Origin of the sequence: Gordonia sp. McavH-238-E (assembly GCF_022348225.1) — a bacterium.
Classification (GTDB): Bacteria; Actinomycetota; Actinomycetes; order Mycobacteriales; family Mycobacteriaceae; genus Gordonia; species Gordonia terrae.
The window spans coordinates 96182-116641 of record NZ_JAKRFE010000013.1 but is presented as its reverse complement, the minus strand read 5'-3'; the positions used below and the strand labels follow the sequence as shown (position 1 = coordinate 116641).

At 66.6% G+C, this 20460-nt stretch carries 19 protein-coding genes and 1 pseudogene; 15 read left to right on the top strand and 5 right to left on the bottom strand.

Going from position 1 to position 20460, the window contains the following annotated elements:
- Positions 1-237: 237 nt before the first annotated feature.
- Complete coding sequence (locus MHN80_RS19635) at positions 238-900, top strand: pyridoxamine 5'-phosphate oxidase family protein (RefSeq protein ID WP_239403130.1); 663 nt, start codon at positions 238-240, stop codon at positions 898-900.
- 182 nt (positions 901-1082) lie between these two features.
- Here the strand turns inward: MHN80_RS19635 and MHN80_RS19630 are convergent, their stop codons facing one another.
- Entirely contained in the window at positions 1083-2660 is a 1578-nt protein-coding gene (locus MHN80_RS19630; RefSeq protein ID WP_239403127.1) for an AMP-binding protein, read from the bottom strand.
- 95 nt (positions 2661-2755) lie between these two features.
- Here MHN80_RS19630 and MHN80_RS19625 point away from each other — a divergent pair, with 95 nt between their 5' ends.
- Both MHN80_RS19625 and MHN80_RS19620 read left to right on the top strand, forming a co-directional pair.
- Entirely contained in the window at positions 2756-3559 is an 804-nt protein-coding gene (locus MHN80_RS19625; RefSeq protein ID WP_078111943.1) for a LuxR C-terminal-related transcriptional regulator, read from the top strand.
- Positions 3560-3814: 255 nt separating this feature from the next.
- Complete coding sequence (locus MHN80_RS19620) at positions 3815-4702, top strand: DUF5995 family protein (protein ID WP_239403120.1); 888 nt, start codon at positions 3815-3817, stop codon at positions 4700-4702.
- 237 nt (positions 4703-4939) lie between these two features.
- Here MHN80_RS19620 and MHN80_RS19615 read toward each other — a convergent pair whose 3' ends face one another.
- Positions 4940-5215, bottom strand: a complete 276-nt coding sequence (locus MHN80_RS19615) for a Rho termination factor N-terminal domain-containing protein (RefSeq protein WP_101822725.1) — start codon at positions 5213-5215, stop codon at positions 4940-4942.
- 352 nt (positions 5216-5567) lie between these two features.
- Here MHN80_RS19615 and MHN80_RS19610 point away from each other — a divergent pair, with 352 nt between their 5' ends.
- The 10 genes and pseudogenes from MHN80_RS19610 (at position 5568) to MHN80_RS19565 (ending at position 16621) form a co-directional block, all read left to right on the top strand.
- Entirely contained in the window at positions 5568-6656 is a 1089-nt protein-coding gene (locus MHN80_RS19610; protein WP_239403106.1) for an S-(hydroxymethyl)mycothiol dehydrogenase, read from the top strand.
- A complete protein-coding gene (locus MHN80_RS19605) occupies positions 6653-7285 on the top strand; it encodes an MBL fold metallo-hydrolase (protein ID WP_239403098.1) in 633 nt (210 codons plus the stop codon). Before MHN80_RS19610 ends, MHN80_RS19605 begins: the two co-directional genes overlap by 4 nt.
- A gap of 376 nt (positions 7286-7661) precedes the next feature.
- On the top strand, positions 7662-8330 hold the full coding sequence (locus MHN80_RS19600) for an HAD family phosphatase (protein ID WP_239403097.1): 669 nt from the start codon (positions 7662-7664) through the stop codon (positions 8328-8330).
- A 31-nt stretch (positions 8331-8361) separates the two neighbouring features.
- Entirely contained in the window at positions 8362-9573 is a 1212-nt protein-coding gene (locus MHN80_RS19595) for a sedoheptulose 7-phosphate cyclase (protein WP_239403096.1), read from the top strand.
- Entirely contained in the window at positions 9570-10391 is an 822-nt protein-coding gene (locus MHN80_RS19590) for an O-methyltransferase (RefSeq protein ID WP_239403095.1), read from the top strand. The genes MHN80_RS19595 and MHN80_RS19590 overlap by 4 nt, the downstream gene beginning before the upstream one ends.
- Before the next feature lie 3 nt (positions 10392-10394).
- Complete coding sequence (locus MHN80_RS19585; protein WP_239403094.1) at positions 10395-11690, top strand: ATP-grasp domain-containing protein; 1296 nt, start codon at positions 10395-10397, stop codon at positions 11688-11690.
- Complete coding sequence (locus tag MHN80_RS19580) at positions 11690-12715, top strand: D-alanine--D-alanine ligase (protein WP_239403093.1); 1026 nt, start codon at positions 11690-11692, stop codon at positions 12713-12715. The genes MHN80_RS19585 and MHN80_RS19580 overlap by 1 nt, the downstream gene beginning before the upstream one ends.
- Positions 12712-13485, top strand: a pseudogene (locus tag MHN80_RS19575) (TauD/TfdA dioxygenase family protein). Before MHN80_RS19580 ends, MHN80_RS19575 begins: the two are co-directional and overlap by 4 nt.
- Positions 13486-13648: 163 nt before the next feature.
- Positions 13649-15016 carry an MFS transporter gene (locus MHN80_RS19570; RefSeq protein ID WP_004022229.1) on the top strand — a complete coding sequence of 456 codons (1368 nt, stop codon included), beginning with the start codon at positions 13649-13651 and terminating at the stop codon, positions 15014-15016.
- A gap of 87 nt (positions 15017-15103) precedes the next feature.
- On the top strand, positions 15104-16621 hold the full coding sequence (locus MHN80_RS19565; RefSeq protein ID WP_239403092.1) for an ATP-dependent DNA ligase: 1518 nt from the start codon (positions 15104-15106) through the stop codon (positions 16619-16621).
- A gap of 85 nt (positions 16622-16706) precedes the next feature.
- Here the strand turns inward: MHN80_RS19565 and MHN80_RS19560 are convergent, their stop codons facing one another.
- Both MHN80_RS19560 and MHN80_RS19555 read right to left on the bottom strand, forming a co-directional pair.
- A complete protein-coding gene (locus MHN80_RS19560) occupies positions 16707-17594 on the bottom strand; it encodes an anti-sigma factor (RefSeq protein WP_239403091.1) in 888 nt (295 codons plus the stop codon).
- A 350-nt stretch (positions 17595-17944) separates the two neighbouring features.
- Entirely contained in the window at positions 17945-18352 is a 408-nt protein-coding gene (locus tag MHN80_RS19555; protein ID WP_239403090.1) for a YccF domain-containing protein, read from the bottom strand.
- Between the two features lie 90 nt (positions 18353-18442).
- Between MHN80_RS19555 and MHN80_RS19550 the strand changes: the two genes are divergently transcribed.
- Positions 18443-18697, top strand: coding sequence for a hypothetical protein (locus MHN80_RS19550; RefSeq protein ID WP_033206618.1), 255 nt, complete (start codon positions 18443-18445; stop codon positions 18695-18697).
- A gap of 284 nt (positions 18698-18981) precedes the next feature.
- On the opposite strand, the gene MHN80_RS19545 is transcribed toward MHN80_RS19550, so the two are convergent.
- A complete protein-coding gene (locus MHN80_RS19545) occupies positions 18982-19545 on the bottom strand; it encodes a maleylpyruvate isomerase family mycothiol-dependent enzyme (protein ID WP_239403089.1) in 564 nt (187 codons plus the stop codon).
- Between the two features lie 37 nt (positions 19546-19582).
- Here MHN80_RS19545 and MHN80_RS19540 point away from each other — a divergent pair, with 37 nt between their 5' ends.
- Positions 19583-20416: an AraC family transcriptional regulator gene (locus MHN80_RS19540; protein WP_004021501.1), complete on the top strand. Its 834-nt coding sequence runs from the start codon at positions 19583-19585 to the stop codon at positions 20414-20416.
- Positions 20417-20460: the final 44 nt, after the last annotated feature.

Here is a 20460-nt window from a genome sequence, read left to right as displayed (position 1 = left end):
TCCTCTCGGTTGGTGTGAGGACCACGTTATGAGCCATAGAGGACAGGTTCGGTCCTCGTTCAGCCGAGTTCTTCCATCAGTCGTGGGAACCGTCTGGAATGCGCCCAGCAGCGCGTCGCCGGCGACGATATGTCGCCCGATCCGGTCTGCTGGGTGGTTGTCAGCCGGGGTGGGAGAGTCCTGGTCTGAGGCAGCAAATCTGTTGAACCGGGGGCCGACGCGGGCGACCATGTCCGCATGACCTCGAACGGCGGCACCCCGACCGACGCGACTTCGCCGCTCGCGTCCCTGACGCGCAAACCCGAACGGGCCGCCGACCGTGCGTTGCTCGACGCGCTGCTCGACGAGGCGAAGGTCGGGACCCTCGGTACCGTCGTCGACGGACTGCCGTGGTCGGTGCCGATGCTTTTCGCCCGGGACGGTGACTCGATCCTGCTGCACGGTTCCACCGGGGCGGGCGCACTGCGGCACGTGGCCGCCGGTGCGCCGGTGACCTTCACGGTGTTCGTCCTGGACGGCCTCGTCGTCGCCGACACCCTCTTCGACCACTCGGCGAATTACCGTTCGGCGGTGATCCGGGGCGTACTCGAAGTGTCAGCTGATGCTCAGACGGACCTGGAAGTGCTGTCGGACAAGCTGATTCCCGGACGTGTGGCCGAGGTTCGGCCGACGACCCGCAAGGAGCTGGCGGCGACCGTCGCCCTCCGGTTGCCGATCGCCGACGGTCAGTGGATCGCCAAGGCACGGACCGGTGGGCCGGGCGGGGAGTCGGCGGACTGGACCGGGGTGGTCCCGGTACGAACGGTGTACGACGCCCCGCTCACCCACAGCGGAGAGACGCCGCCCGAATCGGTACGGGCGCTGGTGGGCCCGTCGCCGTCGACCGAAGCGCGCGAGTGACGGAGAAGCGCAACCAGCGGATAGGGGTGTGATCCGCTGGTTGCGCGTCCGGTGACCGCGTCGGGTCGGGCGAGGTCGTCGAAGCCCGGCCGACGGGGTCGGTCTGGGCGCGGCCGGGCTCGGTGGGCCGCGCAACCGGTTCATCGCTCCCGCGCGGTGGCGCCGTTACGCGCCCGAGCGACTCATCTCTGGCGGAGCAGGAACCGCTGGATCTTGCCGCTGGGTGTCTTGGGCAGGGCGTCGACGAAGTGCACGGTGCGCGGGTAGGCGTGCGCCGCGAACTGCGTCTTGACCAGCTGCTGGAGCTCGGCCTCGAGAGCGTCGGAGCCCTCGACCCCGTCGGCGGTGACGACGAAGGCCTCGAGGACCTCACCGCGGAGTTCGTCCGGGCGACCCACGACGGCGACGTCGACGACCGACGGGTGGGTGATCAGGACGCTCTCGACGTCGAACGGGCCGATCCGGTATCCGGCCATGATGATCACGTCGTCGTCGCGTGCCGTGAAGAAGTAGCGACCCTCGTCGTCGACCCGGCCGGTGTCGCCGGTCAGGTACCACCGCCCGTCCGGCGAGAACCGCTGCTTGGTCTTCTCCGGTGCGTCCAAATAGCCCTCGAACCACATCAGCGGGCTGGCCGGGACATCGATGGCGATCTGGCCGTCGACGATGCCTGCGGCGAAGCCGGGCATCGGCTGACCCATCGAACCGGGCACGAGGGTCTCGTGCACCGACTCGTGCCAGTGGTTGTTGATGAACATGCCGTGTTCGGTCTGGCCGTAGTGGTCGCGGACCTCGGTGCCGATGGCGCGGAGCGCCCAGTCGATGACGTCGGGGGTCAGGGGCTCGCCGGCCGACGACGCCCGGCGCAGCGAGAACCCGGAGATGCGCGAGTCCTTGCTGAGTGCGCGGTACACGGTCGGCGCGGCCGCGAAATTGGTGACACCGAGGTCGCCGAGGATCTTCGCGGTCAGCTCGGGGGTGAAGCCGGCGTGCAGCAGGAGGTTGCGCCTGCCGGCGGCCAGCGGACCGAGCACGCCGTAGTAGAGGCCATAGGCCCAGCCGGGGTCGGCGGCGTTCCAGAACACGTCGTCGGCGCGGACATCGAGGCCGAAGTGCATGTAGGCGACGAACGAGGCGAGCGCCTTGACCGGGACCGGAACACCCTTCGGTGCCCCGGTGGTGCCGCTGGTGAAGAGCAGGATCAGGGTGCCGTCGCCCCCGACCGCCACCGACTCGGTGACCGGTTCATGCGACGAGATGAGTTCCTCGAACTGCTCGCCGGCGATCACCGTGGTGATCCCGTCGATGCCGGCGAGTTTGTCCGCCTGACTCGGCTCGGTGATGACGACCTTCGCGTCGCCGGCCGCCAGGCGCATCTCGATCGCGGGTGTGGCGAACGCGGTGAACAGCGGGATGTAGATCGCGCCGAGTCGGGCGATCGCGAGGAGCGACACGACGAGTTCCGCGCGTTTGCCCATGAGGACGCCCACCGTGTCGCCGCGACCGACGCCCATCTCCGCGAGAGCCGCGGCGAGTCGCTTGGACCGCTCGGCGAGCTCGCCATATGTGATGTCGGTGGTGACCGGGCGAACACCGCCGGACTGCTGATCGCCGGTCTGCTCGACCTCGATCACGGTGAAGGCGATTGCGTCGGGATCGTGACCGTCGACGAGCAGCGACGCGGCGTCGGCGTCGGGCGCCCCGTAGATTCCCAACCAGCGGTCGACCATGTCGACGGGCTTCGTGGTGGCCTGTGTCATCGTGAACCTCGCTCCGTACTGAGTAAGCTGAGTCACAGTGTCCTCCGCGACATGCCCCCGGAACACCCCCTGAAGAGGGGGAGAAGTGAGGTGAGATGCCCGAGCCGCTGAGCGGGATCGTCACCGAGGCGTTGCGTCGAGTGCGCAGGTCCAGCGGGGTGCCGCTGGCCTTCGCGGGCGTCCTCAGCGGTCCGTCGAACCTGCGCCTGCAGCATTTCGCCGGATCGACGGTGGGAGCGTTGAACGGCGTGTCGGTCGACGTCGGCCACGGTCTGGGCGGCAAGGTCGTCTCGCTGAACCGCCCGATGGTCGTCGACGACTACCTCCGCACCCCACGCATCACCCATCGCTACAACACGATCATCGAGCGGGAGGGACTGCGCGCCATGATGGCCGCGCCGGTGATCGTCGACCGCTCGCCCGTCGCGGTGCTCTACGGCGCGTTGCACACGCCGGACCCGATCGGCGGACGGATGCTCGACGTCCTCGCCATGGAGGCGCGCACCGTCGAACACGAGATCGTCGCATCCCGCGCACGTCTGGAGCACGCCGCTCAGGACGAGGCCGAGATGCGCGACCGGATGACGGCGGCCTACGCCCGACTCCGATCGCTGGCCGACACCGTCGACGACGCCCGGCTCGCCGATGAACTCGCCGCGATCACCGAGGTCCTGGTTGCCGCGGACCCGGTGGCGCAGACACAGGTGGACCTGACCGGTCGGGAGCAGGACGTGATCTCCCTTGCCGCACTGGGCTACTCGAACGCCCGGATCGCCGAGACCCTCGGCGTCACCGTGTACACGGTGAAGGGCTACATGAAGGACGCGATGCGCAAGCTCGGGGCGTCGTCGCGATTGGAAGCCGTGGTGACCGCCCGCAGCGCCGGCCTCCTGCCCTGACGGACTCCACTCAGTGAGGAGCGCCCGGAGCTTGCGGAGGGCGGCGGCGCGTCACCCTGCTCCCTGAGGAGCGTCCGGAGCTTGCGGAGGGCGGCGCGTCACCCTGCTCCCTGAGGAGCGTCCGGAGCTTGCGGAGGGCGGCGCGTCACCCTGCTCCCTGAGGAGCGTCCGGAGCTTGCGGAGGGCGCGTCACGAAGGGTCTCGCGACCACGGTCGGAGGGTTGATCCGCGCGCGGAGGGGTAACACCGGGTTCCATGCGAACACTCTCGGCGACACTGCTGACCGCAGCTCTGTTCGGAACACTTCTCGTCGCCGCGCCGGCAACGTCGACGGCGGCACCGGCCGAGACGTGTGGCACCGAGCTCCGCCCGGCCGACCGCGAGCGGATCGTCGAACTCAGTACCTACGATCAGGATTCGCGGGACCTCCCGCTCGTGCAGCTACGACGCAACGTCGCGAAGCTGTACGGGATCGTCGACATCCTCACCGACCGCCGCGACCGTCGCGGGTTGTTCGCCCTCGGACTGGCCGCAGTGGAACGCGACGCGGTGATGCCGCTGCAGAACAACCCGCGCGTGTTCCAGACGCCGCGGTGGGCCCCGGTGATCAGTCTCGAACTCCTCAACCGGTTCCTCGACGCCGTGCGAGGCGAGTTCGGCGGGGGACCGGTCGCGCCCCAGTGGCGGCACTACTTCGACATGGCCGACGATTGCGCGGTCCCCGGCCAGCGGGTGGCCATGGCCGGCTACAACTCGCACATCACCGTCGACCTGGCGTATGCGACCGCCGACGCCCGGGCCACACCATCGAACGCGCGCGACTTCTTCTTCATCGTCGACGCCATTGCTGCGCATGGGAACTCGATCGTCACGGAAACACTGCGGGAGTACGGCGTCGACCTGGGTCCGATCTTCCGCTTCTACGTCGTCGGTGAGGGACTCGACCGGGTGGCCGGTGCCGGGCGCGCGACCGGCCCGATGCTGCGTGCCGCCGACGTGGGCTACAACGTACTGACGTTCCGCAACGGCCTCGCGCTCCAAGACGTCCGTGCGGCGCCCGGCGCGCGCGGCGACGTCAACGCGCTCTGGAACACCGGGGAGACCGCGCTCACGGCATTCCAGCGTGTCGGTCTGGTTCGCTGACCACTGCCCGAAACGTGTGGGTCGCGTGCGGACGAACCATGTGGAATAACTTGCCGAGGGACGCGGTTGTAGCCCTCGACGGTGACGGATCCATTGCCCCGGGTCCCACCCTTTTGCCGCTTCGAGCGGCCTGTTTGCCGAGAGGCGCACTGGCCGGCACCGTCCCTTTTCACACCGAAGCCGCCGAACCCTCAGGGGTCGGCGGCTTCGGTGGTGTCGGGCCCGGCGGATCGGGTTTCAGTGATCGCGGAGCTTCTCGATCAGCTCGTCCTTCTTCAGGTCCGAATAACCGGAGAGGTCCAGTTCCTTCGCGCGCTTCTTGAGTTCGTCGACCGTCCAGTCCTCGTAGGAACCGGACTTGCCGCCGCTCTTGCCGACGTCCGACCGCGAGCTGTTGGCCGCGGCGTTGGCGATCCGAGCAGATTTTTCCTTCGAGTTGCCCTCGTCGCGCAGCTTCTCGTAGAGCTCGTCGTCCTTGACCGAAGGTCCAGGGTCCTTCTTGTTCTCTGCCATGGTGTACCTCCTCGTGGTCGAGATGCTGAGTACGTCGCAGGGTTGCCCCGACGTGGCCGTCGTGAAACAACCTGCGTCGGCATGGACGCCGCGGGCTCGGTGTTCGCAATGGCCGAAACGGAGTCGAATCGGCCGATCGCGAGCCTAGGGTGAGGTCCGAGCGGGCCACGGCGGCGGACCACCACCGGGTTTGGCTACCAGCAGTGGACGACGGCTACTCACAATAGATCGGTGTCCGCCCTACCGATAAGGTTGTGGCGATGTGTTCCGGCGATGCCACGACGCGTCGCCGTCCTTGCGAACACACGTTGCACACGTACCCCGAACAACGCAGTTGCGGAAGGAAGAACGCATGTCGCAGACAGTCAAGGGAGTCATCTCGCGCAGCAAGAAGGCGCCGACGGAGGTCGTGGACGTGGTGATCCCGGATCCGGGTGCGCGTGATGTGGTGGTGGCGATCAAGGCGTGCGGTGTCTGCCACACCGACCTGGCCTACCGCGAGGGTGGGATCAACGACGAGTACCCGTTCCTGCTCGGGCACGAGGCCGCGGGTGTGGTCGAGTCGGTCGGTTCCGATGTCACCCACGTCGAGGTCGGCGACTTCGTCGTCCTGAACTGGCGTGCGGTGTGTGGTCAGTGTCGGGCGTGTAAGCGGGGTCGTCCGTGGTATTGCTTCGACACCTTCAACGCCAGTGTCCCGATGACGTTGACCGACGGCACCGAGCTGACCCCGGCGCTGGGTATCGGCGCGTTCGCGGAGAAGACGTTGATCCACGAATTGCAGTGCACCAAGGTCAATCCCGACACCGACCCGGCGGTGGCGGGTCTGCTCGGTTGCGGTGTGATGGCCGGGATCGGTGCGGCGATGAACACCGGCAACGTGGGTCGTGGTGACTCGGTTGCGGTGATCGGCTGCGGTGGTGTGGGTGATGCGGCGATCGCCGGGGCGCGGTTGGCCGGTGCGACGACGATCATCGCGATCGACCGTGATGCGTCGAAGCTGGAATGGGCCACCGACCTCGGTGCGACGCACACGATCGACGGGTCGAAGGTCGACGATGTGATCGCCGCGGTGCAGGAACTGACCGACGGCAACGGCGCCGATGTCGTGATCGATGCGGTCGGCCGCCCGGAAACCTACAAGCAGGCGTTCTACGCCCGTGATCTGGCCGGAGTTGTGGTGTTGGTGGGTGTGCCGACCCCGGAGATGACCCTGGAGATGCCGCTGGTCGACTTCTTCTCCCGCGGTGGCGCACTCAAGTCGTCCTGGTATGGCGACTGCCTGCCCGAGCGTGATTTCCCGATGCTGATCGACCTGTACGAGCAGGGGCGTCTGCCGTTGGACAAGTTCGTCACCGAACGCATCGGTATCAACGATGTCGAGGCCGCGTTCTCGGCGATGGAGGCCGGCAAGGTCCTGCGATCGGTGGTGGAGTTGTGAGCGGCGAGTTGCGCATCGACAACGTCGTCACCTCGGGCACCTTCAGTCTCGACGGCGGCACCTGGGACGTCGACAACAACGTGTGGCTCGTCGGTGATGACGACGAGGTGATCATCATCGACGCCGCGCACTCGGCGAAGCCGATCCTCGACGGCGTCGGCAACCGGACGGTGACCGCGATCGTGCTGACCCACGGGCACAACGATCACGTCACCGTGGCCCCGGAACTGTCGGAGGCGACCGGCGCGCCTATCCTGCTGCACCCCGGCGATGACATGTTGTGGAACGACACCCATCCCGATGTCGCGCATCAGGATCTCGAAGACGGCCAGCGGATCAACGTCGGTGGGACCGAGTTGACGATCATCAACACCCCCGGCCACTCGCCGGGTTCGTCGGTGATCCATCTGCCCGAGGCGAAGGTCCTGTTCTCCGGCGACACCCTGTTCCAGGGCGGGCCGGGCGCGACCGGGCGTTCGTATTCGAGTTTCCCCACGATCATCGCCTCGATCACCGAGAAGATCTTCACCCTCGACCCGGAGACCAAGGTCTACACCGGACACGGCGACGGCACGACTGTCGGTGACGAAGCACCTCATCTCGAGGAGTGGATCAAGCGGGGTAGCTGAGCGAACCACACGACGCAACGGCTCGCGGCCGGCGGGGCATCGAACTCGATGCCCTGCCGGCCGTTGCGGGTCCTTGGGGCTGTGAGCGCTCCGAGAGTTTGCCCGATACCCGTGGGTGCCGGGCGCGCACCGCGCTGAACTGTCGCTTGCCGGTCGCTGAGCGGCGAGATCGAAACGTTATTTTTCGTTACTCGAAAGTGATCTCGGAGCGGGTGGGTCCGTCATGCCTCGCCGGAACAGTGAAGTTGTACCGCAAATCAGGCCGGTACCTTCACAGCCCCGAAACCGCGGGCCGCGTGACCGGCATCATCCGACGGCTCCACCCGAATCCGGGACGCCACTCGCCCCTCGAGCACTCGCTTCGTAAGGATTACCGATGACCGCAATTCTCTTCGGCTCGATCAGCACGCTTGCCGACACCTCTGAGCTCCAGCGCCGCGCATTCAACGAGGCCTTCTCCACTCATGACCTCGATTGGAACTGGTCGCAGGAGGACTACGCCGACATGCTCACCAGCAACGGTGGCGCGGAACGAATCGCCGACTACGCCTCCTCGAAAGGGCAGGAAGTCGACTCCGCCGCAGTGCATTCCACAAAGTCCAGCATCTTCCAGAAGCTTCTCGCGACCGAGGGGATCGAACCGCGTCCGGGAGTGCTCGAGACCGTCGCAGCTGCGCGGGAGCACGGATACGCGCTCGGGCTCGTCACCACGACCTCGCGCGAGAACGTGTCCGCACTGCTCGATGCGTTCGAAGAACTCAGTGCCGACTCATTCGACATCGTCGTGGACAAGACCGTGGTGGACGAGGTCAAACCCGACCCCGCCGCGTATCGCGTCGCGATCGACGGCCTGGGCGAGAACGCAGATGAGTGCATTGCGATCGAGGACAACGTCGGCGGAGTCGATTCGGCGTCGGCCGCATCGGTGCGCTGTGTCGCATTTCCCAACTCCAACACCGTAGGTGGCAACTTCTCAACGGCAGTGGCCACCGTCGACCGGCTCGACCCGGACCAGCTCGTCCGGTGGGTCGAAGGTCGCGGGTGACGGACCGCCGAGACCAGAGGGGAGTCACATCATGAGCAACATGCACGCCCAGGTGACCGCCACCGATCGCGCCTTCCACGTCGAGGGTTACGAGCGGATCGAATACGATCTGCTCTACGTCGACGGTGTTTTCGACACCGCCAATTCCGAACTGGCAGAGAGCTATCGGCCATACGGTCGGTGCCTGATGGTAGTCGATGAACGCGTGGACGCGCTCTATGGGGAGCTGGCTCGCGCGTACTTCGACAGCCACGACGTCGCGCTGACCGTCGTACCCGTCACCATTGCCGAGACCGCGAAGTCGCTGGAGACGTTCGAGCGGATCGTCGGCGAGTTCGACGCGTTCGGATTGGTGCGGACCGAACCGGTGCTGGTTGTCGGCGGTGGACTGACCACCGACGTGGCCGGTTACGCGTGTGCCAGCTATCGCCGCAACACTCCGTACATCCGAATCCCGACGACGCTGATCGGTCTGATCGATGCCAGCGTGTCGATCAAGGTCGCCGTCAACTACGGCAAACACAAGAACCGTCTCGGCGCGTACCACGCCTCTCAGAAGGTACTGCTCGACTTCTCGTTCCTCGCGACGCTGCCCGAGGACCAGATCCGCAACGGTATGGCCGAACTGATCAAGATCTCCGTAGTCGGCAACAGCTCCATCTTCGACATGCTCGACAAGCACGGAGCCGAACTGCTCGCCACCAAGTTCGGGCACTCGGGCGGCACCGCCGAGCTCCGAGACGTCGCAGATCGACTGACGTATCAGGCAATCGAGACGATGCTCGAGCTGGAAGCGCCCAACCTGCACGAGATCCAGCTCGACCGCGTCATCGCTTTCGGGCACACGTGGAGTCCCACGCTCGAACTCACGCCGCCGGCGCCCTTCTTCCACGGCCACGCGATCAACATCGACATGGCGTTGTCGACGACCGTCGCCGAGCAGCGCGGATTGATCTCCACATCCGACCGCGATCGCATCTTGGGCGTCATGAGCCGACTCGGCCTCGCGCTCGACAGTGATCACCTGACGCCCGAGCTTCTCTCCGACGCCACCGCGTCGATCCTGAAGACCCGTGACGGCATCCTTCGGGCCGCAGTTCCCGACCCGATCGGGTCGTGCCGGTTCCTCAACGACCTGACGACTGATGAGCTGTCCGACGCATTGGCTCTGCACAAGAAGATCTGCCTCGACTTCGACCGTGGCGGCGCAGGAGTCGACATGTTCACGGGTGCTCACAAATGACGGACGGGGCCGTCCGCACCCCACGTCCGGTGACGCCGACGACGATCCTCGCGCGGGAACTCCGGGAACTCGTTCAGGCGCATGACGACGGCCGGGTCGACGATGTGTTCGCCCGTCGGTTGCGGCGCGCACGAGACCTGGCCGAACGCCTCGACCCATATCTGGATCGGCATACGACCCCCGAATCACCCGCCCTGGCCGAATTGTCGCGTCGCACCCACGGGTTGGACTGGGACTCGAGGACCGGCGCGTCCGGCTCCGGCCGGCTCGAGCAGGAGATGTTGTCCGGCCACGTCGAGGGTCAGGCGCTGAAGTTTCTGGTGCACATGACGGGCGCGCGTCGGGTGCTGGAGATCGGAATGTTCACCGGTTACTCGGCTTTGGCGATGGCCGAGGCGCTACCCGCCGGCGGCGAGGTGGTTGCGTGCGAGGTCGACGAGTTCGTCGCCGGATTCGCGCGCGAGTGCTTCGATGCGTCGCCGGCCGGGAACCGAATCACCGTGAAGATCGGTCCGGCCATCGAGACTCTGCGCGATCTGACGGACCAGTTCGACCTGGTGTTCATCGATGCCGACAAAACCGGCTACCTCGACTACTACCGGTATCTGCTCACCAGTGAGCTGTTGGCGCCCGGCGCTGTCATTGCGGTGGACAACACGCTGCTGCAGGGCGATCCGTACGCCGACAGGGACTACCGAACGGCGAACGGCGATGCGGTGGACGAGTTCAACACATTCGTCACCGAGGATCCGCGAGTCGAGCAGGTTCTGCTCCCTCTGCGTGACGGTGTGACACTGATCCGGCGAGTGGAGGCGTGACCCGTGAGGAATCTCGCCTCGACGGCTCGGACGGTCGGTGCGCTGATCGCCTTGACCGCCACGATGCCCGTGGACCTGGCCGTGGTCGGATTGTCGCTCCTCGATCGTCGCAGATCGGTAGTACACGCATCGGGACGCACGGTGATGGTGAGCGGCGGCAAGATGACCAAGGCATTGAGCCTGGCTCGCGCGTTCCACAGTGCCGGGCACCGTGTGGTTCTCGTCGAGTCGTCGAAGTACCGATTCACCGGCCATCGATTCTCGCGTGCCGTCGACGCGTTCCATTGCGTTCCCGATCCGACGGATCCTGACTACGCACTAGCACTTCGAGACGTAGCGCGCCGCGAGGGCGTCGACGTCTTCGTGCCCGTCGCCAGCCCCGCCGCCAGTGTGCACGACGCCGACGCCAGACGCCTGCTCGACGACGTGTGCGAGGTGGTCCACGGTGACTCCGCGACCGTTCGGATGCTCGACGACAAGGCGTCCTTCTCCGAAACCGCCTCGGCGATGGGGCTTTCTGTCCCCGAGTGGCAGCGTATCACCGCACCGGAACAGATCGGTGACTTCGAGTTCCGTCCCGGCCGTGACTACATCCTCAAACGCATCGCCTACAACCCCGTCGGGCGCATGGATCTGACCCGGCTCTCGGATCGAACACCGGAGCGCAACCTCGAATTCGCCCACAGCCTGGGTATCAGTGAGGACGATCCGTGGATTCTGCAGGAGTTCATCGAGGGCCAGGAATACTGCACTCATGGGACAGTCCGGGAGGGCCGTCTGACCGTGTTCGCATGCTGCGAGTCATCCGCCTTCCAGGTCAACTACGCGATGATCGACAAGCCCGAGATCCGATCCTGGGTAGAGAAATTCGTCAAGGCGCTCGGCGTCACAGGCCAGCTGTCCTTCGATTTCATCGAAGGCGGCGACGGGCATGTGTACGCGATCGAATGCAACCCGCGCACGCACTCCGCCATCACGATGTTCTACGACCACGACAAACTGGCCGAGGCTTACCTCGAACGCGTTGACGTCGCAGTGGTGCCGACGCCGCAATCCAAACCGACGTATTGGATCTACCACGAGCTGTGGCGACTACTGACCCAGCCGAACCGGTCACGCCGGCTCCGCGGGATTCAGGAGGGAACGGACGCGATCTATGCCCGCTGGGACCCGCTTCCCTACTTCCTGGTCCACCACCTACAGATTCCCACTCTGCTGCTGAAGAACGCGCTGACCGGTGGTAGCTGGTCGCGCATCGACTTCAACATCGGCAAACTCGTCGAACTCGGAGGGGATTGATGCCGACCACCGTGCTCGTGCTGGCCGGGTCGCCCGTCGACCAGTTCCACGTCGACCTGTCGACGGTGTACGCCACAGGCTTTCTGGACGCGATGGCGGGCGAACCGGAGTACCGCATTCACATCGCCGTCGTGACACCAGGCGGTCGGTGGCAGTTCGTCGACAGTCTGAGCGAAGCCGGGGAGGACGGTGACCTGACGCTCTCGCAGGCAATGGAGACGATAGTGGGCTTGCATGTCGATGTCGTTGTACCGCAGATGTTCTGCCTGCCCGGGATGACCGCCTACCGATCACTCTTCGACCTTGTGTCGGTGCCGGTTCTGGGAAACCGCCCGGACGTGATGGCAATGACGGCCGACAAGAACATCGCGAGGTCGGTTGTCGCGGACGCAGGCGTCGCAGTCCCGCGGGGTGAGGTGCTCCGGGCGCCGGGCACGACGACGGTTTCGTTCCCGCTCGTGGTCAAACCAGTGAACTCGGACAACTCGGTAGGTGTTCATCTGGTGAGGGAGGCAGCGGGATTCGACGCCGCACTCGACGATGCCCTGCGGTACTCCGACGCCGCGCTCGTCGAAACCTACGTTGCCCTGGGCCGGGAAGTCCGCTGCGGCATCATCGCCCGCGACGGGGAACTGGTGTGCTTACCACTCGAGGAGTATGCGGTCGACGAGGCGAGTCCGATTCGCAGCCGTGCAGACAAACTGAACCGTTCGGACTCGGGGGATCTCTATCTCGTCGCCAAGGATTCGACGAAGTCCTGGATCGTCGACACGAGTGACCCGATCACGGAAGGAGTGTGGTCGGCTGCGCGGGCGGCTTACGTCGCACTCGGTTGCCGACACTACGGACTGTTCGACTTCCGCGTCGATCCGAATGGCGATCCGTGGTTCCTCGAAGCCGGACTCTACTGCTCGTACTCACCGGGCAGTGTCATCGCGGTGATGGCCTCGGCGGTGGGGATTCCGGTCACCGAACTGTTCGCGCTGTCACTGAACGAACTGGAGAACGAGAGGATCAGGCTATGAAAAGTGAAGTGCTGCAACCGCTTGGTGTGCGCGTCACCGATATCGCCGTAGGGATCTTGGAGTCTTCGGAGGTCATCGCGCTGCGCGGTCTGCTCGCCGAGTACGGCGTGATGGTTCTGCCCAATCAGCATGTCGGCAACGACGAATTCCTGGATTTTCTTCGGTCGTTCGGCGATCCGCTGTTCACCGACGGCGAGACGCCGGTGGCGGGATATCCCGATCTCAATGTCATCACCAACGTCGGACGCACAACCCCACCCACATCGACGTTCCACGTGGACACGAGCTATGTCCCCCACCCGCCCGTCTACACCTCACTCCGGGCGGTCGACGTGCCCGCCGAGGGCGGGCAGACCCTGTTCAGCAACTAATATCGCGCCTACGAGTCGCTGCCGGCCCAGGACCGAGCGCGTGTCGATCGATCCACCGTCACGCACACCGTCAGCGGGCTGGCGGGCATCGAGGGTTCCGCCGATCATCCGATGGTGCTCGACCACCCGGTGTCGGGCCGCAAGGCCCTGTATCTGACGGCACCTGCACGCTGCACCGCGGTGTCCGGAATGTCGGACGCCGAGGCGTCGGAGTTCATCAGACGCCTCGTCGACCATTCCGTCCGCGAAGAGAATGTCTACCGTCACTCGTGGTCGGCGCACGACGTCGTCATCTGGGACAACCGATGCGTGATGCATCGGGCGGATCACGTCGGAGTCGTCGGGGACCGGGTGATGCACCGCGGTATGGTCACCGACCGCGAAGCCGCGGAAATCTGACCTTCGCAGGGTGCCGCTTGGACTCGCCCGGTCGGCGGCGTCGCCCAGGTCGCCTCGATCCCAGCAGGCCCGAGCCCCGCGTGGGGATTGTCCAGGACCGACGCTCAGGCTTTTCTCAGGGGTCGAAACGTGAGGTCGGCTGCGCAGGCGTAACGTCGCGCGAATGAGCGATTCCGCGGTCCGCAACATCGACCATCCCGACCAGGCGCCGGTACCCCGTAGCCGCATCGTGATCGCGTCGATGATCGGGACGAGCATCGAGTTCTTCGACTTCTACATCTATGCGACGGCCGCGGTTCTCGTGTTCCCGGTGCTGTTCTTCCCCAAGGGGGACGACACCGCGGCGCTGCTGTCGTCGTTCGCGACCTTCGGTCTCGCCTTCGTGGCACGACCCATCGGCTCGATTCTGTTCGGGCACTTCGGGGATCGCGTCGGCCGCAAGGCGACACTGGTGGGGTCGCTGCTCACCATGGGTATAGCCACCTTCGTGATCGGTCTGCTGCCCACGTACGACTCCGTCGGCTACCTCGCACCGGCGCTGCTCGCGCTCATGCGCTTCTGCCAGGGCCTCGGGTTGGGTGGAGAGTGGTCGGGCGCAGCGCTTCTCGCGACCGAGACGGCCGAGAAGGGTAAGCGCGCGTGGGCGGCGATGTGGCCGCAACTCGGCGCACCGATCGGCTTCTTCTTCGCCAACGGCACCTTCCTGCTTCTGATGCTCGCCCTCGACTTCGACGCCGCGTCCGCCGACCCCGACCATGCCTTCATGACCTGGGGCTGGCGAATCCCGTTCCTGGCCAGCGCCATCATGGTGGCCGTGGGGCTGTATGTCCGGCTGAAGCTCACCGAGACACCGGTGTTCGCGAAGGCCGTCGCCGACGGCAAGAAGGTCAAGGCGCCGCTCGCCGAGGTCGTCAAGACCAGCTGGCGTCCGCTCATCGCGGGCACGTTCATCATGGTCGCGACGTACACGCTGTTCTACATCGTGACCACCTGGGTGATCTCCTACGGCACCGGCAAGGTGACCGACGAATCGGGTGTCAAGCTGTCCATCAGCTACGTCGACTTCCTTCAGCTGCAGCTTGTCGCGGTCCTCTTCTTCGCCGCATGCGTGCCGATCTCGGGACGCCTGGCCGATCGGTACGGGCGCCGTGCGTTCCTCATCATCATCACCGCTGCGATCATCGTGTTCGGCCTGTGCTTCCAGTGGCTGCTCGATCCGTCATCGATGACCGACGGAATGATGCTGTTCTTCCTGATCCTCGGGATGACGTTGATGGGGCTCACCTTCGGGCCGATGAGCGCGATCCTGCCGGAGCTGTTCCCGACCAACGTGCGGTACACGGGTTCGGGGATCGCCTACAACGTGGCGTCGATCCTCGGCGCCGCCGTGGCCCCGTTCATCGCGACGTGGATCGTCGCGGACTACGGCGTCGGCTGGGTGGGCGTGTACCTCGCGGTCGCCGCCTGCGCCACCATGATCGCCCTGCTCAGCGTCAAGGAGACCAAGACCGTCGACCTCACCGAGGTCTGAGTCACGGGCGCGCTGCCGACCGGGATTGTCGGCGGCGCGGCGTACCGTCGAACGGGTGAATGCCCGTCCGGTTGCAGGTGAGGCGACATGAAGCTGACCGACGTCGTCCAGACCTCCGCGGATGTCGCGCGCGACCGGTCGCGAACCCGCAAGACGGCGGTGCTCGCGGAGGCGCTCTCGGCGACGACGGACGCGGAACTGCCGATCGTCGTCGCATGGCTTTCCGGCGAGATCCCCCAGGGTCGTCTCGGCGTCGGGTGGCGGTCGTTGTCGAAACTGATTGCGGCACCCGCGGAGTCGCCGACTCTGGAGGTCGCGGCCGTCGACGCCGCACTTGGTAAGCTCGCGTCGGCGTCGGGCCCCGGTTCGACGAAGCGCCGCGGCGAGATCATCGCGTCCCTGTTCGCGGCGTCGACCGAAGCCGAGCAGAAGTTCCTCGTGGCACTGCTCACCGGCGAACTGCGGCAGGGAGCACTCGCCGGCGTCATGACCGACGCCATCGCCAAGGTCACCGGCCAGGATCTGACGCTGGTACGCCGGGCGAACATGCTGACCGGTTCACTGCCGGAGACCGCGGCGCTGGCCCGGTTCGGGGCCGAAGCGCTGGCCGCGGTGGGCCTCGAGGTCGGTCGTGCCGTCGAACCCATGCTCGCGACCCCCGCCGACGATCTCGATTCCGCTCTCGCGCTCCTCGGGCCCGACCTCATCGTCGACTACAAACTCGACGGAGCGCGGATCCAGGTTCACCGCAAGGGGACCGAGGTCTCGGTGTTCACCCGCACATTGCGGAACGTGACGGCCAACGTGCCCGACCTCGTCTCGGTGATCGCCGCGCTACCGTGCGACTCGGTCATCCTCGACGGGGAGACGTTGATGCTGTCCGACGACGGCCGTCCGCGGTCGTTCCAGGACACCATGAGCCGCTTCGGTTCCGGGCCCACGGCGGCGGGTGAACCCGAACGCCTGCTCAAGCCGTTCTTCTTCGACTGCCTGCATCTCGACGGCACCGACCTGATCGACCGCCCGCTGTCCGAGCGGCTCGCCGCCATCGACTCGATCGCCCCGCAGCTGCGTATCCCGGCCGTGACGCGGCCGAGTGTCGAGGAGGCGCGCAACCACTTCGACGCCGCGATGGCCGACGGTCACGAGGGTGTGATGGTGAAGTCGCTCGACGGCCTGTACGTGGCCGGCCGTCGTGGAAAGGCATGGCAGAAGATCAAACCGACACACACCTTCGACCTCGTCGTGCTCGGTGCGGAGTGGGGTTCGGGGCGTCGCTCGGGCTGGCTGTCGAACCTGCATCTCGGCGCCCGCGATCCAGAGACGGAGGAACTCGTGATGGTCGGCAAGACGTTCAAGGGCCTGACCGACGAGCTGCTGCGCTGGCAGACCGAGGAGTTCCCGAAACACGAGACGCACCGGGACTCGTACACGATCCACCTGCGTCCCGAGATCGTCGTCGAAATCGAACTCGATGGTGCGCAACGGAGTTCGCGCTACCCGGGTGGTGTCGCGCTGCGCTTCGCGCGCGTGGTCCGGTATCGGCCGGACAAGACCGCGGCCCAGGCCGACAGCATCGAGGCGATCCGCGCGTTGTTGAAGTGACTCTGGAAGCCACCCGTGGAAACCGGACAGCCGCCGATATGCCGCCGGCCCGGCTCCACGGGGTGGTTTCCAGGAAACGGCCCGGTCAGGTCAGCGACAACTGCGCCACCGGGGTGGTGGTGGGCCGGTCCGAACCGCCGGGTGGTTCGACGGTGAACGCCAGCGTCGAGGCGGAGTTGATCCCGGACAAGACGGCGGTGGTGACCGGTTCGACGTCCTTGTCCGTCATCGTGCCGGCCGAGCGGGCACCGTCCGGCCCGATGAGCCACATCTGATACACGGTCCCCGGTTGAGGCGGCGGGACCGAATCCATGACCAGTACGCCGGTGTCCGCAGATTTCGCGAGGTAGACGGTGACGTTCCCGGTCGCGACCGGACCGCCGGTCGATCGCAGGTCCTCCGCGGAGAAGACCTGCTCGGCCGGTGAAGCGAGCGGGCGCACCTCCGGTTCCGGGGAGCTCGACTGTCCGATGACCCACCCGGCGGCGCCGATGGCGACGGCGAGGACCGCCGCGGCGGCGAGATATGTCCACCGGCGAGGCCTGCGTCGGTCATCGGCCCCGGTCGCCGGGGTGCCGGCGGCGGATTCCGGTTGCCCGACGTCGGTGCCGGCCGATGCGGGGTCCTGCTGGGGCATCGGATGATCCGACGCGCCGGACACGACCGGTCCGGACGCGGACGCGCCGGCCGGTTCGGCGAGGTCCGGCGCGTCGAGACCCGCGTCGGCACGCGCGGCGGACAGGATGCGGTCGCGGAGCGTCGGCGGAGGTGGCGTGGCGGTGGTCTTGCTCATCGCGGCCAGCGCCTCGCGGGTCGCGCGGACCTGCTTGTCGAACAGGGCGCGGACATCGTGCGGCGCCCCTGCGACGCGCTCCTGGACGTCGCGTAGTTCGTCATCGGAGAGTGCGTCGAGGGCGACGAGCGGTGCCATCTCCAGCAGTTCGGCAGCGTCGGGATCGAGATGCTCAGACATCGCGTGCCTCCTGCCGTCGTCGAACGATGTGTCGCTGTCCCCCCGAACGCCGCTTCCGGCGGGCGGGTGTCACGTTTCCGCGTGGGCCCGGAGGCAACGGGGCTGCGGCAAGAAGTATGACGTGCGCTGCGGGTGATCGGGGTATCCGGGCCGTCGGCTGAACGACTCCTGGTGGAGTCGGGCGCCGGTGGCGTGCAGCGAGAAATGGGCCATCGCCACCGGCGGCAGCGCCGCGTCCGTACCGGGCCTGGCGCTCGCGACGTCAGTCTGGGACCCGTGTGTCATGCCACCTGTTCGGATCCACCGGCGAGGCGGATGGGTCTGGGGAGGTCAGCGCGACGTTCGGTGGGTCACGTCCGCACCGGCGTACCGCCGGGCATCTGCTGATCGGTCGGGACGATCTCGGCACCCAGCGGGAGCAGCGACACCGGAACCATCTTGAAACTCGCGATGCCGAGGGGGATGCCGATGATCGTCAGGCACATCGCCAGGCCGGTCGTGATGTGACCGATCGCGAGCCAGAGGCCGGCCACGATGATCCAGATGACGTTGCCGATCGTCGATGCCACACCCGCGGTCGGCTCGCGGATCACGGTTCGTCCGAAGGGCCAGAGCGCGTAGCTCGCCATCCGGAACGACGCGATGCCGAAGGGGATGGTGATGATGAGGATGCAGCAGATGATGCCCGCGACGACGTAGCCGATCGCCATCCACAGTCCGCACAGGACGAGCCAGATGACGTTGAGGATGGTCTTCATTCCTCCATTGTCCATGTGGTGCCGGCCGGTGGGCACAAATGCGAGACGCAGGAGAGCACCCGCGGGCCGGCACGACACTACGATGACGTCGTGGGTGGACGGCCGGGGCGTGCGCGGGAGGCGTTGTGGGCGGTGCTCGCCACCGTGGTGCTCGTCATCCGCATCCTGGCGACCATCGCGCTCGTGCTGTTCGTGATCGGCTGGGCGGTCGCGGCGATCCGCGATTCACTCGACAACGTGTTCTTGTGGCCGTCGATCGGTGCGGGCGTCGCACTCCTGGTCAGCACCTATGTCTACGGTCACCTCCGCGCGCGCTATCCGCGGCACAACGGGTGGATCCCGTGAGTGGTGCTGACCCCCTTGCTCCCTGAGCTGCGCGCGGAGTCCCGCCCCGGCTCGCTGAGTTGCGAACCTTGTGCTCCCTGAGGTGCGAGGAGCGATAGCGACGAGCCACGAAGGGCGTGGTGAGGGTGCCTCGCCATGCCCTTCGTGGCTCGCTTCGCTCGCACCTCAGGGAGCATGGGGAGGCTCGCACCTCAGGGAGCATGGGGAGGCTCGCACCTCAGGCAGCATGGGGAGGCTCGCACCTCAGGGAGCATGGGGGCTCGCGCCTCAGAGGCGGAGGGGAGTCAGGACGCGACGCGACCCAACTTCGCGAGAAGCGTCGTCTGACGGTCGGCGCCGGCGGGGATCTCGACCTTGCGGCACACGCCCTCGGAGTAGAGCGCGTCACCGAAACCCTCGACCGCCGTTTCCATCTCGGACAGTTCGTCGTCGGTGAACCGATGCTCTGCCCCGGCGGCCCGGGCGATGTCCCACCGGTGGGCGATCATGTCGAATCCGTAGAACCGGATGAGGGTCTCGCCGATGGTGGTCGGTCCGAAGTGGCCGTCGAAGGCGCGCTCGCCGACGCTCGGGTCGGCGAGCAGGCCGGCGACGGTGTCGCGGTGGGTGTGCCAGGCGGCGGCCGGATCGTCGAGGGAGGGCGTGGGTCCGAGATCGACGTCGTGGCGTGCGAAGAACTCGCGCTGCGTGTCGATGACGTGACCGACGACGTCGCGTCCGGTCCAGCCCTCGCACGGGGAGGATGCGGTCCAGGTGTCCGCGGGAGCGTCGTCGAGGATGGCGGCGAAACCGTCGGCGAGGAGGGCGTAGTGGTCGAGCAATGGTGAGGTGTCGTTGATTGCGGTCATGATGAAAGTCAACCGCACGAGTACGGGACGGTGATTGATGAAACCCGACAATGAGGGGCGCGCGCGGCTCGACGACGTCGAGCGCGCACACCTCGTCGACCCGTCGGACGCGAGTTATCGCATCGGGCGGTGGGCGCCGAGCCCCGATCTCGACGAGCTGGTGCGCCGCTTCTGGGTTCCGGTCTGGTGGGTGCCACCCGGCGCCGAGGCGCCGCAGCGCGTTCTGCAGTACCCGGTCTGCCTCATCGTCATCAGCAACACCTATGCGCGTTTCTACGGCGTGGTGACAGGACTGTCGGAGACGGTTCTGACGGGCGACGGCTGGGCGGTCGGGGTGATGCTGACGCCGGGGGCCGGGGGGTTGCTGACCGGCGATGTCGGGGCGTGGACCGATCGACATGCCGAACTCGCCGAGGTCTTCGGCGAGAAGGGCAGCGATCTCGAGCGGTCGGTGCGCTCGGCGATGGCCGTGGACCCCGGGATCGAGGAGACCCAGCGTGTCGCGACCGATCGGGTCGAGGACTGGCTGCGCTCGTATCTCCCGCTCGACGACGACGGCAGGCTGATCAACGCGATCGTGGAGTACGTCGAGACCGATTCGACCGTCGTGGCGGTCGCGCAGATCTGCGAACGGTTCCATCTCACCGAACGGAGCCTGCAGCGGCTGACCCGGCGTCGCCTCGGCCTGACCCCGAAGTGGCTGATCCAGCGCCGCCGGTTGCACGAGGCGGCCGAGCGTCTGCGCGACCGGTCGGGAACGCTCGCCTCGCTCGCGGCGGAGCTGGCCTACGCCGACGAGGCGCACTTCGTGCGTGACTTCAAGACCGTCACCGGCATGACCCCGCGGACGTTCTCGGCGCGGTTCGGCTAGGCCGGGATCGTGGACCGGGCGCGGGATCGCGGACCGGCACGCGA

Excerpts from the sequence above, each read along its gene's own strand:
- MHN80_RS19635 (WP_239403130.1), top strand. The coding sequence starts at position 238 with ATGACCTCGAACGGCGGCACCCCGACCGACGCGACTTCGCCGCTCGCG.
- MHN80_RS19545 (WP_239403089.1), bottom strand. The coding sequence starts at position 19,545 with ATGACCGCAATCAACGACACCTCACCATTGCTCGACCACTACGCCCTC.
- MHN80_RS19630 (WP_239403127.1), bottom strand. The coding sequence starts at position 2,660 with ATGACACAGGCCACCACGAAGCCCGTCGACATGGTCGACCGCTGGTTG.
- MHN80_RS19580 (WP_239403093.1), top strand. The coding sequence starts at position 11,690 with ATGCCGACCACCGTGCTCGTGCTGGCCGGGTCGCCCGTCGACCAGTTC.
- MHN80_RS19615 (WP_101822725.1), bottom strand. The coding sequence starts at position 5,215 with ATGGCAGAGAACAAGAAGGACCCTGGACCTTCGGTCAAGGACGACGAG.
- MHN80_RS19600 (WP_239403097.1), top strand. The coding sequence starts at position 7,662 with ATGACCGCAATTCTCTTCGGCTCGATCAGCACGCTTGCCGACACCTCT.
- MHN80_RS19620 (WP_239403120.1), top strand. The coding sequence starts at position 3,815 with ATGCGAACACTCTCGGCGACACTGCTGACCGCAGCTCTGTTCGGAACA.
- MHN80_RS19595 (WP_239403096.1), top strand. The coding sequence starts at position 8,362 with ATGAGCAACATGCACGCCCAGGTGACCGCCACCGATCGCGCCTTCCAC.
- MHN80_RS19570 (WP_004022229.1), top strand. The coding sequence starts at position 13,649 with ATGAGCGATTCCGCGGTCCGCAACATCGACCATCCCGACCAGGCGCCG.
- MHN80_RS19555 (WP_239403090.1), bottom strand. The coding sequence starts at position 18,352 with ATGAAGACCATCCTCAACGTCATCTGGCTCGTCCTGTGCGGACTGTGG.
- MHN80_RS19625 (WP_078111943.1), top strand. The coding sequence starts at position 2,756 with ATGCCCGAGCCGCTGAGCGGGATCGTCACCGAGGCGTTGCGTCGAGTG.
- MHN80_RS19610 (WP_239403106.1), top strand. The coding sequence starts at position 5,568 with ATGTCGCAGACAGTCAAGGGAGTCATCTCGCGCAGCAAGAAGGCGCCG.
- MHN80_RS19565 (WP_239403092.1), top strand. The coding sequence starts at position 15,104 with ATGAAGCTGACCGACGTCGTCCAGACCTCCGCGGATGTCGCGCGCGAC.
- MHN80_RS19540 (WP_004021501.1), top strand. The coding sequence starts at position 19,583 with ATGAAACCCGACAATGAGGGGCGCGCGCGGCTCGACGACGTCGAGCGC.
- MHN80_RS19560 (WP_239403091.1), bottom strand. The coding sequence starts at position 17,594 with ATGTCTGAGCATCTCGATCCCGACGCTGCCGAACTGCTGGAGATGGCA.
- MHN80_RS19590 (WP_239403095.1), top strand. The coding sequence starts at position 9,570 with ATGACGGACGGGGCCGTCCGCACCCCACGTCCGGTGACGCCGACGACG.